Genomic DNA, 14,597 nt, shown 5'->3' with positions numbered 1-14,597 from the left:
TCGGGAGCCATTTCGGGTCGGCATTCCGGCCGGGCGCCCCGGCCGCGCTAGTCGCTCGTGCCGGCGTCGTCGGTCAGCAGGTCGATGAGCTGCTTCGCGTTGCGCTGGGCGTAGTCGGAGTAGCAGTTGTTCATGAGCACGTGCGTCTCGCCGGTGCTGTCGGCCAGCTTCTCCAGCTTCGGGGCCCAGTCCTTGAGCTCCCGCTGGGAGTACAGGTAGCCGAACTTCTCGTAGATGTCCCGGCTGGTCCATTTGTCGCTGTGCCCGTGGAAGCGGACCACCGCCCGGTCGGCGGTCGCCTCCACCACGGGCGGGATCGAGGACTTGTGGCCCTGCGGCATGTCGACGCAGACGAACGGCAGGTGGTGGCGGCGCAGGAAGTCGAGGGTCTCGGCCCGATTGTCGCCGGCGAACCAGGACTCGTGCCGGAACTCCACGGCGATGGGCAACGGACGGCAGCGCTCGGCGGCTTCGAGGACGTAGTCCTTGTTCGACCGCCGGATGGTGAACCACGGCGGGAACTGGAACAGCAGTACGCCGAGCTTCCCGGCATCGCTGAGCGGCTGCAACGCCGACAGGAACCGTTCCCAGATCTCGTCGGTGGTCTTCGGGTCGAGGTCACGTGGGTAGACGGAGGACTTGTCGGTCTCCGGCCGCAGGTCCTTGAAGATCGAGGAGACCTTCGTCGGGTGTCCGGTGAGCAAACTGAACGCCTTGATGTTGAATGTGAAATCGGCCGGGGTGCGTTCGGCCCAGAGCTTGACGGTCTGCTCGGCGGGCGGGGAGTAGTAAGTGGCGTCGACTTCGACGAGCGGGAACTGCCGGGCGTAGTACGCCAGGCGCTTCTCGGCGGTGTCGGCCGTCTGCGGATACCACCCGGACGCGAGCAGGGTCTTGTCGGTCCACGAGGCGGTGCCGACCCGAATGCCGCCCATGGGCCCAGGTTACCGGCTGGCTCCGTTCCCATGGACCGGTACAGCGAACACACAGCTGACGAATAGCGGTTCCCGAGGGGCCTCCCGCATGATCGAGGGCATGACGAACGCAGCCACGGTGAGCGCCAAGTCTTCGCAGCGCGGGCAGTTGCGCCGCGCGGACGGCAGCCCGGTCCGCATGCTCGTGGTGGACGACGAGCCGACGCTGGCCGAGCTGCTGTCCATGGCGCTGCGTTACGAGGGCTGGGAGGTACGCAGTGCCGCCGACGGCGGCAGCGCTGTGCGTACCGCCCGGGAGTTCCGGCCGGACGCCGTCGTGCTCGACATGATGCTGCCCGACTTCGACGGTCTCCAGGTACTCCGCAAGCTGCGGGCTGAGGCTCCGGAGCTGCCCGTGCTCTTCCTCACCGCCAAGGACTCCGTCGAGGATCGGGTGGCGGGGCTCACCGCTGGCGGCGACGACTACGTCACCAAGCCGTTCAGCATCGAAGAACTCGTGGCCCGGCTGCGTGCCCTCGTACGCCGATCGGTACGGGCCGACGCGCAGTCGGAGTCGATGCTGGTCGTCGGCGACCTCGTACTGGAAGAAGACAGCCGGGAGGTACGCCGTGGCGGTGTATCGATCGAGCTGACCGCGACCGAGTTCGAGCTGCTGCGCTACCTCATGCGCAATCCGCGGCGTGTGCTGTCGAAGCGGCAGATCCTCGATCGCGTCTGGAACTACGACTTCGGCGGCCAGGCCAACGTGGTCGAGCTGTACATCTCGTACCTGCGCAAGAAGATCGACGCCGGGCGAGTGCCCATGATCCACACGATGCGTGGCGCCGGGTATGTCCTCAAGCCCGTCGCGTAGGCGGTTCCGGCCGCACCCGTCCACCTGGACGCTACGGGCCCGGCTGGTGGCCGCGATGACGGTGTTGCTCGCCGCGGCCTTCCTCGCGGTCGGCGTCACGACGATCGTCGCGCTGGACAAGACGCTCGACGCGCAGATCGACCGGCAGTTGACGGCGGCCGCCACCCGGGCACCCAAGGGGTACGACAGCCACAAGCCCAAGCCCGCCGGCACCTCTTGTTCCGCAGGTTCGGACCAGGACGGCTGGGTGCTCGGCCAGAGCATCGGCACTCTCAACGCGCGCCTCTGCGACGGCGAAGTCACCTCGGCCTCGGTGTTGACCGAGCAGGGCCAGACGTCGCCCGACCTGGCCGACGCGTACGCGAATCTGCGGGCGGTCCCGCTCGACGGGAAAGCGCACACCATCGAACTGTGCGACCAGGGTGCGTACCGGGTCGTCGCGCGGCAGATGGACGACGGCGCGATCCTCATCACCGGACTGCCCCTGGAGGAGACCCGGGAGACGGTGCTGCTGCTCACGATCGTCGTCGGAGCCGCGACCGTGCTCGTGCTCGGCTCGGTGGCGGTCGGCGGCACCGTCATCGTCCGCCGGGCGCTTCGTCCACTGTCGAGGGTCGCCGCCACGGCTACGCGAGTCTCGCAGGTACGCCTCGACCGCGGTGAGGTCGAACTGCCGCAACGCGTCGACGAGCGCGACACCGATCCGCGTACGGAGGTCGGCCAGGTCGGCGCGGCGCTCAACCGGATGCTGGACCATGTCGGGGAGGCGCTCGAAGCCCGGCACGCGAGCGAGACCCAGGTACGCCAGTTCGTCGCCGACGCCAGTCACGAACTGCGGACGCCGCTCGCCTCCATTCGCGGGTACGCCGAACTCAGCCGCCGCCACGACCTCCCCGACGATGTCGGGCACCTGCTCGACCGGATGGAGTCCGAGGCGCGCCGGATGAGCGGCCTGGTCGAAGACCTGCTGCTGCTGGCCCGCCTCGACGCCGGACGTCCGCTGGAGTACCAGCCGGTCGACCTGACCTCGCTGGTGGTGGACGCCGTCGGCGACGCGCACGCCGCCGGGCCGGGACACGTGTGGCGGCTCGACGTACCCGAGGAACCCGTCGTCGTCACCGGCGACCGCGCCCGGCTGCACCAAGTCGTGGCGAACCTCCTCGGCAATGCGCGTACGCACACTCCCGAGCGCACGGTCGTCACCGTCGCGGTCGCGCCCGCCACCGCTGACGCGGTGCTGACCGTGACCGACGCCGGCCCCGGGATCCCGGCTGAGCTGCTGCCGCACGTCTTCGAGCGGTTCGCCCGCGGCGACGGGTCGCGTTCGCGTACCGCCGGGAGCACCGGGCTGGGCTTGGCGATCGTGCAGGCCGTCGTCGCGGCTCATCACGGCGAGGTGTCCGTCAGCAGCGAGCCCGGCCGGACGACGTTCACCGTCCGCCTTCCGTTGGCGGATTAGCGGTTCGTATCGGGTCGGCGGAAGTTGCGGCGACGATTCAGGATGGGGACCAGCCGAATCCCCGGAGGGCCGAGATGAGCCCGTCCGACGTCTGTCCGCGTCTACACGCGGTCGCACGGCGGGACCAGCCGCGAGTTCTCGCACTACGAGACGTACGGCGAGGCCATCTCGACCAAGCACGGCGGTGAAACGGCTGATGCCTTGAGCGCTGGATCCTGGATCTGGGTCGAATCACGACCCAAGATTCGACCGGGAACCCTGATCCAGCGCCAAAACATGACGCGCTTAGCAGGCGAGGTCAGCGGGCGGCGGCGACGAGTTCGCGAGTCGCCGGAGCGACTTCGGCGGCGTACCGCTCGATCGTGGCGGCGTCGTCGCCGGCGAGGATGAAGGTGCTCACGCCGTGCTCCAGGGTCAGCCCGGCGAGATCTTCGGCCCACTGATCGGGCGGCCCGTTGAGGAAGCCTTGAGCTTGGGCGGAGAACTGCCCGCCGACGTTCAGCAGCCGCCGGATCGCCGACGGCGACCGTCCGGCACCGGCGGCGGCCTCGTCGATCTCGGCGTTGAGCGGGGCCAGCTCGGCCGGGCCGCCGGGCAGGTAACCCAGCGACGGCAGCCAGCCGTCGGCCTTCCGCCCGATCAGGCGCAGCATGCGCGGCTTGTACGCACCCAGCCAGATCGGGATGTCGTGGGCCGGAGCGGGTCCGCGCTTCGCTCCGCGTACCTGGTAGAACTCGCCTTCGACGCGTACGCCGCCACGTTCGGCCGGGTTCCAGATCTCGCGGAAGATCGTGATCGCCTCTTCGAGGGCTCGCACGGACTGCCCGGGGCTGAGCCGCCGCCCGCCCATCGCTGCGATGGCGTCCCAGAACCCGCCCGCGCCGATGCCCAGCTCGAACCGGCCGCCCGAGAGCAGATCCAGGGAGGCGGCGGCGCGGGCGAGAACGGCGGGCTGCCGCAGGGGCAGGTTCAGTACGTTGCCGCTGACGTGCACGCGCGACGTACGCGAGGCGGCGTAGCTCAGCAGCGTCCAGGTGTCGTGGAAGTGGGGCTGATACGGGTGGTCCTGGAAGGTCACCAGGTCCAGCCCGGCCCGGTCGGCGGTCACCGCCAGGTCGACGGCGTGATGCGCGGGCTGGGCCGCCGGGGTGACGAACACCCCGAACTGGAGGTCGTGTCCGTAGTCGGTCATCGGTCGTCCCCGAGGTAGAAGTTGTCGCGGAAGACGCCGTCCGGGTCGTAGCGGCGCTTGAGGTCGCGCAGCCGGGTCAGGTGCTCCGGCGGCCACGCGTCGTGCAGCCGCTCGGGCCGCCGGTCGGTGTCGAAGTTGAGGTAGGTGCCCTGGAAGTGGTGGTGCAACCGGTCCCAAGCCGCGTCGACGCGGCGCTGGCTCAGGCCGAGCGCGGTCACGGAGAAGTTCGCCGACCGGTTCGCGTACGCCGTCGCCATCGGGTCGACGTCGGCGACCGCCCCACCGACCGACCGGAGCTGGAAGAAGTGCACGGCACCGCTGCGCAGCAGTTCTTCGGCGTCGGCCGTGAACGCCGGCGTCAGGTGCTCGATCAGCCCGGACCGCCCGGCCGGCTCGCCTTGGCCGTCGTGGTGGGAGTTGCCGTCGGTGGCCATGAGCCCGGCGTACGGGGTGAGGACGACGCGCTGGTCGACCAGCGGAGCGATCTCGGCCAACGGTTCCAGCAGCGAGACGATCGTCTCGGGATCGTCGCTGTCCACGACCGCCAGAATCGACGCGTACGCACCTCGCCGGGGCGGGCCCATGATGAGCGAGGCGGTCAGCTCCCGGGGTGCGGCTTCGACGGCGGCCCCGAACCGCTCCAGCAGCCCCGCCGGATCGCTCGCGTCCACGGCCAGCTGGCCGAATCCCACGTCACCCACTTCGTCCACGTCGAACTCGAAGTCCGTCACGATCCCGAAGTTGGCACCGGCTCCCCGGATCGCCCAGAACAACTCGGCGTCGTGCGCCGCGTCTACGCGTACGACTTGGCCTGAAGCGAGAACGACCTCCGCGGATCGCAGGTGATCGAGGGTGAGCCCGTGCTTGCGGGCGAACCAGCCGACGCCGCCCGCGGTGGTGAGCCCGCCGACGCCGACGCCGCCGTAGTCACCCGAGGTGAGCGCCCACCCGTGCGGTGCGAGCGTGCGGGCGATGTCGGACCAGCGCGCGCCCGGGCCGACGCGGACCCGGCGGTCGCCGACGACCTCGATGTGGTTGAGCCGCGCGACGCTGAGCACGATGCCACCGTCGTTGGTGGACCGTCCGCTGACGCCGTGCCCGCCGCTGCGGATGCCGAGCGGGACGGTGCGATGGCGGCGAGCGAACGCCAACGCCTCCACCACCTCGGCGGTCGTACGCGGCCGCAGGATGATGCCGGGGTTGCCGCCCCGGAGATAGGTGGACTTCAGCCGGGGGAAGTCGATGTCGCCGGGCTCGACGGCATCCGCCGACCGCGGTACGCCGTCGTAGTCGATCCCCGGGCGCCGCTTCGCTCGCGCCCAGCTCGGCCGGGTCGGCCGCCGGTTCGTCGCCCGCAGGACGGGCATGACCTCCCGGGCGAACCGCTCCATCTCGGACACGTCGTCGGTGTAGAGGATGAGCGTGTCGGCTTCCAGGGTTTGCAGCACTTCGAGCGGAACGTCCGGTGTCACGTTGACGAGACGCCGGATGTCCGCCGGATCGCGCCCGGCGGCGACGGCAGCCTCGTCGATGAGTTTGTTCCCGGCCCGCAGGCCGTCGACGCCCACCCGGCCGAGGCTCGGCAGCCAGCCGTCCGCCTTGCGGCCGATCAGGCGCAGCATCCGGGGGCCTAGCGCGCCCAGCCAGATCGGGATGTGGTGGGCGGGCAGGGGACCGCGCTGCGCGTTCGGCACCCGGTAGTGGGTGCCTTCAGAGCGGAACGGCGTCGGATCACCAGCGTGGTGCAGCCCGCGGATGATGTCGATCGCCTCGTCGGTGGCCTCGACCGCCGCGCGCGGTTCACGCCGGGGCCCGCCCATCGCCTCGATCGCGTCCCAGAATCCGCCCGCGCCCAGCGCCAGCTCCAGCCGACCGCCCGAGAGCAGGTCGAGGCTGGCGGCGCTGCGCGCGAGCAGGGCCGGATCGCGGAGGGGGAGATTCAGCACGTTCCCGGCGAGCCGGACGCGCTCGGTCTGCCCCGCGACCCAGGCCAGCAGCGTCCAGGTGTCGTGGAACCGGGGCTGGTACGGGTGGTCCTGGAAGGTGACGAGGTCGAAGCCCAGCTCCTCGCTGCGGCGCGCGAGACCGACCGGATCGCCGCCGTTCGCCGGCGTGATCGACGTGCCGAACTCCATGCGTACCTCCCAAGATCTGTTGCAGAGCAGATCGTATGTCGCGCAGATGATAGGTGCAACCGCACTTCGGCCGGTATGATTCCAGGCATGAATCGGGAGCACGACGACTTCGGGTGGGCGCTCGGTGTGCTGCTGCGCGCGTACCAGAGCACGGTCGTGGTCGAGCTGGGCGAGTTCCCCCACGGCCCGCGCGGCTACCAGACGCTGACCGAGGTCGTCCGCGGCGAACACCCGAGCCAGCTCGCGCTCGCGGCGTACCTGGGCATCGACCGCACCGTCATGACGTATCTCATCGACGATCTGGTCGCTGCCGGGCTCGTGGAGCGCCGGCTCAACCCGGCCGACCGCCGTCAGCGCAAGGTGGTCGCCACGGCGGCGGGCCGTCGCGCCCTGCAGGATCTTCAGAAACGGGTACGCACAGCGGAGGACACGGTGCTCGGCACGTTGTCGCCGGCCGAACGGGATGCGTTTCGCGCCCTGCTCCGGCGGGTGGCGTGCGCCGTACGCGACATCGACGAGGTGACCGATCCCTGCGACGTCGTCGCGTCCGCCCTCGCCGGCTCCGCCGCCACCCCCACGCGTTCCGCGGCCGGATGACGGGCGGCGCGCCGGGGAGGCAGGGGTAGCCGGGAGCCCCGATCTTGGGCACGATGGCTGAGTGAGCGATTCCGACGGCTCGGCCGACGCCGACGAGGTTGTGACCCTCAGCGTTCCCGAGATGGTTCAGGCGACCTACGTCGTCACCACGTCGTCGCCGCCCGAGGACGTCGACGTGGCGGCAGCGCAGGCCGCGTTGCGGCTGCCGGAGCCATTGCGCTCGGGCGCCCTGCAGATGCTGGCCGGTCCGCTGCTGACGCTGGAGGTCTGGCCGGTCGAGGAAGCGCCGCCGTTGCCGTTGGAGTACCTGCGGATGTTCGGGGCGACCCCGGCCGAGCTGGGCGCAGCCGAGTCCGCCACGCATGTCGTGATCTGCCAGGCGGCGTTCCGGCCGGGGTGGCCGCCCGCCCACGAGTGGCACGCCCGGGGCGTCGCCGCCGCGTTGGCGCAAGACCTGCCCGGTACGCTCATCGACGCGTTCATGCCGCAGATCCTGAATCCGCAACAGGCCCTGGAGACGTTGCCGGACAGCGAGGGGCGGGTCACGCTCACGCGTTGGGTGCTCGTACCGCAGTCGCCGGACGATCGTGGGATCTGGATGACCACCAAGGGTCTCGATCGGCACGGCTTACCGGAGTTGCAGGTGCTCGACGTGCCGCCGACGCTGGCCGGGCCGTGGACCGCCACGCTCAGCGCCGCCGCCGTCGTCCTGCTGCGGCACTGGTCCAGGGCGGTCGACGCGGCCGACGATCCGGCGTTCGTCAGTGTGCCGCGCATCCTCACCGTGACCGGCGTCGACGTCGCGGAGGCGTACGGGGATCACGTGGGCGGCGACCCGGGCGTCTCGGTCGAACTGCCCCTGCGCCTCGATCCGCCCGACCAGTTCGACGAGCAGACCTTCCTGACGGTCGTCCCCCCGGAGGACTATCCGGCGTCGTCCGGCGAGTTCCTCGCCCAGGTATGCGCGGTGCTGTTCGACACGCCGTCCACGAGCATCCTGCGCTCTCAGCACACGGACGAGATGGATGCGGCCATCGCGACTGCTCGCGCTGCCCTCCCGTCGGCCCGCGTACGCTTCCTCGCGGGGGAGATCGAACCCCCGGCTCACCTGCTCGTGAAACACCATCTGCAGACCGACGAGGCCGACGAGTTCGTCTGGTCCACGGTGACCTCGTGGGCCGACCCCGATCGGGTGCACGGCGTGAGCATGTCCGACGCGGAGACCGATCCGGCGGTGCGAGCCGGGCGGCCGGCGTACATCGAAGTTGAGGACATCGTCGACTGGGGCATCTGGATCGACGGCGAAGGCATCATCGAGGGCGGCTGGACGAACCGGCTGCTGCAATGATCCCGCCAGTGATCGTGACGGCCGAATCCCGCCAGCAGCCCGGTTCGGACCGCGCCAAGATCGTGATGTGCATCAGACAACCGACCTGAAAGTCCTGTACTTCGGCACTCCCGTCGTGGTGATCAGCTCCCGCAACCCCGACGGATCGACCAATCTCGCGCCCATGTCGTCGGCGTGGTGGCTCGGCCAGGAGTGCGTCCTCGGCCTCGGCGACTCGTCGCAGACCTCCGCGAACCTCCGGCGGGAAGGCGAGTGCGTGCTCAACCTCGTACCATCCACATTGGTCGCCGCGATCGACCGGCTCGCGCTCACCACCGGCCGCCCCGACGTTCCGCCCCACAAGGCGGACATGGGCTATCGCCACGTCGCGGACAAGTTCGGGGTCGCGGGGCTCACTCCGCAAGAATCCCAGCTGGTACGCCCACAGCGCGTGGCGGAGTGCCCGATCCAGCTGGAGTGCACGGTGACGGCGGCGCACCCGTTGAGCGATCTCAACGCGACCGCGTTCCACGCCAAGGTGCTGCGGGCGTACGTCGAGGAGACGGTCGGCATACCGGGGACGGCGTACGTGGATCCGATCGCCTGGGATCCGCTGATCATGAAGTTCTGCGACTTCTTCGGCGGCGGCGAGAACCTGGCGGAGTCCCGGCTCGCCGAGGCCTGGCAGATGCCCAGCCCGGTCGGCCCGGCCCGGCGCTAGGGTCTGTCTCCCGGATCCGGGAGACAGACCCTAGGTGAGGCACTCGGTGAGCTGCTGGGTGGCGGCGAGTTTGGCGTGCCAGTTCACGCCGGACTCGCCGTTGCGCAGCGCCTCGCCGAGCCGGAACTCGCACAGGCTCAGCATCGCCGCGTGCCGTTGCGGCCACGGCGGCACGGTGCCGTACGCCTCGTAGAGCGCGGGGATGCCGGAGACGGCGGCCGGGTAGTGGTGGCGGACCACCCATTCCAGCCAGGCGATGTCGGTGATCGGCGGTCCGGGGTGCGCCCACTCCCAATCCAGCAATGCGACCACCGATCCGGTGGGGGACAGCAGGAAGTTCTGCGGGCCGCAGTCGCCGTGCACCAGGATCTGTCCATTGTGGGCGTCGGCGTACGCGCGCTGGAAATCGCGTACGCACGCGCCGAGCGTCCCCAGAACTGGCAGCGGCGAGGATTCGAGCCGGGCCACTGCGTTGACTCCGGGGACGAAGGCGAGCCGCAGGACCGGGGGATCGTCGTCTACGCGTACCACTTGGGGCACCGGAACGAACGGCGCGGCGGTGCGCAACGCCGCGAGCTCGGTGTCCCGCCGCTCGCGGGCGGTGACCCCCACGTAGGTCTTGACCACTTCGTCGCCGGTGCGGGCCGTCTCGTTGAGAAATCCGTAGGGGAGCCGGGCCATGAGATCGATCGTAGGCGGTCGGGCGTGAATCGCATCTCCTATAAATCCGATAGGAGATAGTGACTTTCGGCCGAACCCCTGTTACGGTCCTGACATGACGATCACGGCGGAACCCGTGGGGCTGGACCCTCATCGGTTGCGGGAACTCCTGCGGCGGCAGGCGGCGACGGTGACCGTCGTGACCGCCCCCGGCGTCGCGGGCGGGCCTCCGGCCGGCTTCACGGCAACCTCGTTCACCTCGGTGTCGCTACGGCCGCAGCTCGTCTCGTTCTGCCTGGATCGGGACTCGACCAGCTGGCCGGCGGTCGAACAGGCCCGGCACGTCGCCGTCCACCTGCTCGCCGCGGGACAGCAGCACCTCGCCCGGACTTTCGCCACGAGCGGGATCGACCGGTTCGCCGACCCGTCGGCGTGGACGCCGGGGCCCTACGGAATGCCGTTGCTGCACGGCGTACTCGCCACGCTGGTCTGCGAAGTGCAGGCCCGGGTGCCGGCTGGAGACCACGCGATCGTGCTCGGCACGCCGATCCACGCCCGCCACCGCGACGGGGAGCCGCTGGTCTACCACAACGGCGGCTACCGGCGACTCGATCCGGGGACGGACGCGTGACTCAGGCGCTGGACACGAGTGGGCTGGTCCTTTCGCGGGAAGCGCAGGACCTGCTGTTCCGGCAGGCGCGTACGGCGAACGAGTTCACCGACGAGCCGGTGACCGCCGAGCAGATCCGGGCGATCCACGACTTGATCCGGCTCGGCCCGACCGCGCTGAACTCGCAGCCGTTGCGCATACTGCTGATCCGGTCGGCCGAGGCGAGGGCGCGTCTCCTGCCGCACATGAGCGACGGCAACCGGGCCAAGACGGGAACCGCGCCACTGGTCGCCGTGCTGGCGGCCGACACCGGGTTCCCCGAGCACCTGCCGACCGTCTTCCCGCACAAGCCGCAGGCCGCCACCTGGTTCGGCGATTCGGCGTACCGGGCGGAGCAGGCCCGCTTCAGTGCGACGTTGCAGGCCGGCTACTTCCTGCTCGGCGTACGCGCCGCCGGGCTGGCCGCCGGCCCGATGGCCGGGTTCAGCCGCTCCGGGGTGGACGCCGAGTTCTTCCCGGACGGGCGGTGGGCTTCGCTGCTCGTCGTCAACATCGGCCGGCCCGGACCGGCGGCGTATCGGAACCGGCTGCCCCGCTTGTCCTATGAGGACGTCGTGCGCGAGGTGTGACCGGTCAGAACAGGTCGGCCTGCTCGGCGTCGCCGAGGTCGGTGGCGCTGTGCGACGGCACCGGCAGCTCCGGGCGGCGGGAGTGCAGTCCGCGGCTGGACGTGACCGAGAGGGCGACCAGGCGAACGGGGGCCGGTGGCTCGGCGATCGCCCGGCCGCTCCAGCGCACCCAGACGGCGATCCGCCCGGCCGCGGCCTCTTCGAGCAGCTTGTCCACGGTACGCCGCCGGTCGGTGTGGTCGATCTCGATCACCACCGGGCGGCCGTCCGGCCGGGCGAGCGCGACGTCGACGTACGAGTGCTGCTTGTCCATGGGCGGGGGCAGCTTCGCCACGCTGGCCGCCCGCCGGTACACCCGCCAGCCGCGTTCGCGGCCCCACGCGACGATCTCCTCCAGCACCAGCTGGGTGACCTCGTCGGCAGAGCGCTCGGCGAAGGTCAGCGCCGCGAGCCGCTGCTCGAGCGAAGCCACCAGAGCGTCAGCGGTCTGTTCCACGCCCCAAGGCTAATAGGCTCGTGAGCCATGGACACGACTAAGGACGCACGCATCGCCGCACTCGGCGACGAGTACTTCCGGGCCCGCAACGAACACGACCCGTTCGGCGCCACGGTGTTCGGCGTGGCGGGCTACGACGCCGAGGTGCCCGACCCCAGCCGGGCGGCCGCGGAACGGGCCGCGACCCGGCTCGGCGGCATCGCGGCGAAGGTCGCCGAGATCGACCCCGCGACGCTCGGCGAGGACGACCGGATCAGCCACGCCTGGCTCACCCGGGTGCTGGCCGACGAGCAGGACGTGCTCCGGGGCGGGCTGGACGAGGTCGCCGTGAACGCCAGCATCGCCGGGGTGGTTCCGCTGCTCGTCGGCACGATTCCGACGGCTTCGGTCGCCGAGCCGGCTGCGGCTGAGGCGTACCTCGCCCGGCTGGAGCGCCTCGGCGGATTCCTGGACGCCCTCGGTGCGCGGCACCTCGACGCGCTGGCCGATGGGCGTACCCCCACAAAGCTGGGTGTCGAGCAGGCCGTCGCGCAGCTGGACGCGTACCTGTCGAGCGATCTGGAGAGCGACCCGCTGATCGGCCCGCGGCCGGGCGCGGAGGTGGACGGCACGCGCTGGCTGGCCCGCGCGGAGGACCTGGTCCGCGGCACGGTGCGGCCCGCGCTGGCCCGGTACCGCGAGCTGCTCGCGGACCGGCTGCTGACGGCGGGCCGCGGCGACGGCGAGGTCGGGGTGGGGGGTCTGCCCGGCGGCGAGGCGGCCTACCTCGGCCTGGTCCGCGCGCACACGACCACGGAGCTCACGCCGGCCGAGATTCATGAGACAGGGGTACGCCTTGTGGCGAGCCTGCGTGCGGAATTCTCCGAACGGGGTGCCAAGGTGCTGGGCACGAGCGACCCCGACGAGGTGATCGCCCGGCTGCGCGACGATCCGGCGCTGCGCTTCGAGACCAGTAAGCAGATCGTCGACACGGTCACCGGCGCGCTCCGCCGAGCCGAGGAGGCGCTGCCGGACTGGTTCCGGGACTATTCGCTGGCCCCCTGCGTGGTACGCGAGATGGACGCGGCCGAGGCGGAGAACTCGGTGCTCGGCTATTACCAGCCGCCGACCGGCGACGGCTCCCGGCCGGGCGCGCACGTCATCAACACGCTCCACCCGCAGACCCGTACGCGGTTCGAGTACGAGGCGCTGGCGTTCCACGAGAGCGTCCCCGGCCACCATCTGCAGATCGCCCTGGCGCAGGCGCAGCGGGAGCTGCCCGAGTTCCGCCGGTACGCCTACATCACAGCGCACGGCGAAGGTTGGGGCCTGTACGCCGAGCGCTTGTCCGACCGCATGGGCCTCTACACCGACGACACCGCCCGGCTCGGCATGGTCTCGTTCGACGCCTGGCGGGCCTGCCGGCTCGTCGTCGACACCGGTATGCACCAGTTCGGCTGGTCGCGGCAGCAGGCGATCGACTACATGCGGGCCAACACGGCGCTGTCGATGAGCAACATCACCAACGAGGTCGACCGGTACATCGCCGTGCCCGGGCAGGCTTTGGCGTACATGATCGGGAAGTTGCGGATCGAGGAGCTCGGCGAGCGGATGCGAGCCGCCCGGGGAACGGACTTCGACATCCGGGACTTCCACCACGCGGTGCTCGGCCACGGACCCCTTCCGCTGTCCACTCTGGAGGATGTGGTGCTGCGCTCGTGAAACCTCAACATAGTTGGCATTGACAGCGTTAAGGTTGTTCATCACCATGCGTCCATGACTCTTCGATTGCGCGCCTTCGGCGCGGTGGTGGCGGTGACGCTGGGAACCCTGGTCGCGATCGTGCCCGGGGTTCCCGCCGCGGCCGGCTCGTCAGCCTCGGCGGTCATCGGCGGCAAGCCGGTGTGGGCCCACTTCTCGAACCCGAGTTCCGGACGCGACTACACCATCCACACCGAACTCCAGCGCCTGATCGACAAGACTCCGGCCGGTGCGACCATCCGCGGCACCATCCACTCGCTGAGCATCGACTCGGTCGCGGACGCCCTGCTGCGCGCCCAGAACCGGGGCGTCGCCGTCTGGGTCGTCGTCGACGGGAAGAACGAGGCCTCGGCCGATCCCGCCGTGGCGACGATCAAGCAACTGGCGCACTACAAGTTCTGCCAGAACACCAGCGGCGGGCACGGCTGCATCAGCACCAGCGCCGACGGCGACATGCATACGAAGATGTTCACGTTCAGCACCACCGCCGACCCGAACGGCGCGACGCGGACGAACGTCGTGTGGTTCGGCTCGGCCAACCTGACGTACGCGACGGGCCCGGACGCGTTCAACAACGCGATCACGGTGTACGCCGACTCCGACCTCTACTCGGGCTTCGTCGCCAACTTCACCGACATGTGGAATCGCAGGCACTTCACCGGGGACGACTACTACGACGCCGCCTCCGGGCGGGGCTACTACCTCGGGACCGCCGCTGACGCGTACGCGTCTCCCGAGGGGGAGGGGCAGACCGACACCATCGTGAACCGGCTCAACGACATCACCCCGAACGCAGACTGCCGCCTGCGCGTCGGCATGGCCAGTGTCACCGGCGGACGCCCGGAGCTGGTCAACCTCGTCCTGCGCTTCCGAGCGAGCGGCTGTGCGGTGTGGATGGTCGTCGGAACCGACGCGGCCGGGGGCATCTCGATGGACAGCGGCGTGTACGCCCAACTCCTCGGGGCCGGGGTGAAAATCCGTCGCCAGGACAACGTGCACGACAAGTTCTTCCTGCTCCGCGGGCTGAACGGGTCGGCGCTCCAGTACCGGGTCTACACCGGCTCGCAGAACTGGACGCAGGACGCGCTCAACGAGAACGACGAGATCTTCGTGAAGATGGGTCCGGAGACGGACGCGTCGCATCCCCTCTACGACGCGTACTACACGCACTTCAACGACGCGTACAACCCGGGTGTCACCTGCTCGGCGTCGAACTATCCCTGCAAGTAGGGACCATGTAGGG

Annotated in this window: 14 protein-coding genes; 9 read left to right on the top strand and 5 right to left on the bottom strand. The window is 70.2% G+C overall.

Annotation, left to right across the window (positions count from 1 at the left end):
- Positions 1 to 47: 47 nt before the first annotated feature.
- The gene (locus tag HOV77_RS25455; protein WP_290865872.1) at positions 48 to 935 is read right to left on the bottom strand and encodes a DUF72 domain-containing protein; all 888 of its coding nucleotides are present in this window, start codon (positions 933 to 935) and stop codon (positions 48 to 50) included.
- Positions 936 to 1,035: 100 nt separating this feature from the next.
- Between HOV77_RS25455 and HOV77_RS25450 the strand changes: the two genes are divergently transcribed.
- Positions 1,036 to 1,788 carry a response regulator transcription factor gene (locus tag HOV77_RS25450; protein WP_290865870.1) on the top strand — a complete coding sequence of 251 codons (753 nt, stop codon included), beginning with the start codon at positions 1,036 to 1,038 and terminating at the stop codon, positions 1,786 to 1,788.
- Between the two features lie 55 nt (positions 1,789 to 1,843).
- Complete coding sequence (locus tag HOV77_RS25445; RefSeq protein WP_290865868.1) at positions 1,844 to 3,247, top strand: HAMP domain-containing sensor histidine kinase; 1,404 nt, start codon at positions 1,844 to 1,846, stop codon at positions 3,245 to 3,247.
- 298 nt (positions 3,248 to 3,545) lie between these two features.
- On the opposite strand, the gene HOV77_RS25440 is transcribed toward HOV77_RS25445, so the two are convergent.
- A complete protein-coding gene (locus HOV77_RS25440; RefSeq protein ID WP_290865866.1) occupies positions 3,546 to 4,439 on the bottom strand; it encodes an LLM class flavin-dependent oxidoreductase in 894 nt (297 codons plus the stop codon).
- Positions 4,436 to 6,574, bottom strand: coding sequence for an LLM class flavin-dependent oxidoreductase (locus tag HOV77_RS25435; protein WP_290865864.1), 2,139 nt, complete (start codon positions 6,572 to 6,574; stop codon positions 4,436 to 4,438). The genes HOV77_RS25440 and HOV77_RS25435 overlap by 4 nt, the downstream gene beginning before the upstream one ends.
- Positions 6,575 to 6,661: 87 nt before the next feature.
- On the opposite strand from HOV77_RS25435, the gene HOV77_RS25430 reads away from it, so the two are divergent.
- The 3 genes from HOV77_RS25430 to HOV77_RS25420 all read left to right on the top strand — a co-directional run bounded on the left by HOV77_RS25430 (position 6,662) and on the right by HOV77_RS25420 (position 9,219).
- Positions 6,662 to 7,171: a MarR family winged helix-turn-helix transcriptional regulator gene (locus HOV77_RS25430; RefSeq protein WP_290865862.1), complete on the top strand. Its 510-nt coding sequence runs from the start codon at positions 6,662 to 6,664 to the stop codon at positions 7,169 to 7,171.
- Positions 7,172 to 7,232: 61 nt separating this feature from the next.
- Positions 7,233 to 8,519 (top strand): DUF2314 domain-containing protein, encoded by a 1,287-nt coding sequence (locus HOV77_RS25425; RefSeq protein WP_290865860.1) that lies wholly within the window; start codon positions 7,233 to 7,235, stop codon positions 8,517 to 8,519.
- Positions 8,520 to 8,586: 67 nt separating this feature from the next.
- A complete protein-coding gene (locus HOV77_RS25420) occupies positions 8,587 to 9,219 on the top strand; it encodes a flavin reductase family protein (protein ID WP_290865858.1) in 633 nt (210 codons plus the stop codon).
- A 30-nt stretch (positions 9,220 to 9,249) separates the two neighbouring features.
- On the opposite strand, the gene HOV77_RS25415 is transcribed toward HOV77_RS25420, so the two are convergent.
- A complete protein-coding gene (locus HOV77_RS25415) occupies positions 9,250 to 9,900 on the bottom strand; it encodes a phosphotransferase (protein ID WP_290865856.1) in 651 nt (216 codons plus the stop codon).
- Between the two features lie 94 nt (positions 9,901 to 9,994).
- Between HOV77_RS25415 and HOV77_RS25410 the strand changes: the two genes are divergently transcribed.
- Complete coding sequence (locus tag HOV77_RS25410) at positions 9,995 to 10,510, top strand: flavin reductase family protein (RefSeq protein ID WP_290865854.1); 516 nt, start codon at positions 9,995 to 9,997, stop codon at positions 10,508 to 10,510.
- Positions 10,507 to 11,118, top strand: coding sequence for a malonic semialdehyde reductase (locus HOV77_RS25405; RefSeq protein ID WP_290865852.1), 612 nt, complete (start codon positions 10,507 to 10,509; stop codon positions 11,116 to 11,118). The genes HOV77_RS25410 and HOV77_RS25405 overlap by 4 nt, the downstream gene beginning before the upstream one ends.
- 4 nt (positions 11,119 to 11,122) lie before the next feature.
- Here the strand turns inward: HOV77_RS25405 and HOV77_RS25400 are convergent, their stop codons facing one another.
- Positions 11,123 to 11,614, bottom strand: coding sequence for a hypothetical protein (locus HOV77_RS25400; RefSeq protein WP_290865851.1), 492 nt, complete (start codon positions 11,612 to 11,614; stop codon positions 11,123 to 11,125).
- 27 nt (positions 11,615 to 11,641) lie between these two features.
- On the opposite strand from HOV77_RS25400, the gene HOV77_RS25395 reads away from it, so the two are divergent.
- Complete coding sequence (locus HOV77_RS25395) at positions 11,642 to 13,315, top strand: DUF885 domain-containing protein (RefSeq protein WP_290865849.1); 1,674 nt, start codon at positions 11,642 to 11,644, stop codon at positions 13,313 to 13,315.
- 54 nt (positions 13,316 to 13,369) lie between these two features.
- Complete coding sequence (locus HOV77_RS25390) at positions 13,370 to 14,584, top strand: phospholipase D-like domain-containing protein (protein ID WP_290865847.1); 1,215 nt, start codon at positions 13,370 to 13,372, stop codon at positions 14,582 to 14,584.
- The last annotated feature ends 13 nt before the right edge of the window (positions 14,585 to 14,597 follow it).

This window comes from Hamadaea sp. (assembly GCF_013362815.1).
GTDB lineage: Bacteria > Actinomycetota > Actinomycetes > Mycobacteriales > Micromonosporaceae > Hamadaea.
The sequence above is the reverse complement of the archived record's forward strand: the minus strand, read 5'-3'. Positions and strand labels throughout refer to the sequence as shown.

Coding starts and splice junctions, on each gene's coding strand:
- HOV77_RS25455 (WP_290865872.1), bottom strand. CDS start 935: ATGGGCGGCATTCGGGTCGGCACCGCCTCGTGGACCGACAAGACCCTG.
- HOV77_RS25450 (WP_290865870.1), top strand. CDS start 1,036: ATGACGAACGCAGCCACGGTGAGCGCCAAGTCTTCGCAGCGCGGGCAG.
- HOV77_RS25445 (WP_290865868.1), top strand. CDS start 1,844: ATGACGGTGTTGCTCGCCGCGGCCTTCCTCGCGGTCGGCGTCACGACG.
- HOV77_RS25440 (WP_290865866.1), bottom strand. CDS start 4,439: ATGACCGACTACGGACACGACCTCCAGTTCGGGGTGTTCGTCACCCCG.
- HOV77_RS25435 (WP_290865864.1), bottom strand. CDS start 6,574: ATGGAGTTCGGCACGTCGATCACGCCGGCGAACGGCGGCGATCCGGTC.
- HOV77_RS25430 (WP_290865862.1), top strand. CDS start 6,662: ATGAATCGGGAGCACGACGACTTCGGGTGGGCGCTCGGTGTGCTGCTG.
- HOV77_RS25415 (WP_290865856.1), bottom strand. CDS start 9,900: ATGGCCCGGCTCCCCTACGGATTTCTCAACGAGACGGCCCGCACCGGC.
- HOV77_RS25410 (WP_290865854.1), top strand. CDS start 9,995: ATGACGATCACGGCGGAACCCGTGGGGCTGGACCCTCATCGGTTGCGG.
- HOV77_RS25395 (WP_290865849.1), top strand. CDS start 11,642: ATGGACACGACTAAGGACGCACGCATCGCCGCACTCGGCGACGAGTAC.
- HOV77_RS25390 (WP_290865847.1), top strand. CDS start 13,370: ATGACTCTTCGATTGCGCGCCTTCGGCGCGGTGGTGGCGGTGACGCTG.